We start from the raw sequence: 832 nt of genomic DNA, 5'->3' as shown, positions 1-832 counted from the left end.
TACTATTATCACGGTGAGAATAACTCCTCCGCTGCAGAAATTATCAAGTTCGACACCAGTGGCGATACTTTTACCCAGCTAGCTGCAGTCCGTCCGCCGGCAATGTCCAGCTACCACGGTTCAAGGACCGTTGTGGTATCGGAAGATGGCTCGCGGGTTTTCTGGGCCGGAACGGTATTGGACAAAGATCTTGAGCCTGAATGGGGAATTGGGGAAACAATATACTCCACTTCAACTGAGGGACGCTTTGCTTTTGCTGAGATGGCGATCTACGACATTAACCTCCGTCGTCAGACGCTAGCGATGCCCGCCAGTACAACTGTGAGTGGCTACAACTCCACCACTCAGAAACTGGTTGTGCAGGTAGGTAACAAGCTCAAATTTTATTCTCTCTCGTCGCCGGCCTCTCTTCCTGCACCGGTCCTCTCGGTGGGGAATGCAACCTATCAATCAATCGACTTGAGCTGGAGTGATGAATCGCTTGAGATGGAATTTGTTATTCAGCAGAGGTTGCAAGGTGATAGTAGCTGGTATGACGTGAAGTCTACGGAAGCTAACGTCACTAGCTGGACGGCAAGTGGCTTATCTGAAGGTGTGACGTATGAATTTCGTGTAAGAGCACGGACGCCGGACTATAGCTCACCCTGGAGTAATGTCGCTGTTGCAACATCTCAGGTGAAGCCTAATCAGGCACCAACGGCTATGGATGATTCTATATGGCTGGCTGACCTTTCTTCTGGGAAACGTTTCAGTGTGGTCGCCAATGATTTTGATATCGATGGGTTTGTGCAGGCTGACTCATTAATGATTGTTGTAGAGCCACAGTTCGGAG

General features: G+C 49.6%; 1 protein-coding gene. It reads left to right on the top strand.

The genetic code is table 11. The features are described from left to right. Positions 1-832 (top strand): fibronectin type III domain-containing protein (locus tag ACN0IC_RS14785; protein ID WP_416879542.1); only part of this gene is annotated, 832 nt, incomplete at both ends.

The sequence above is a fragment of the Litorimonas sp. genome (genome assembly GCA_029936425.1).
Classification (GTDB): Bacteria; Pseudomonadota; Alphaproteobacteria; order Caulobacterales; family Maricaulaceae; genus Litorimonas.
The sequence above is the reverse complement of the archived record's forward strand: the minus strand, read 5'-3'. Positions and strand labels throughout refer to the sequence as shown.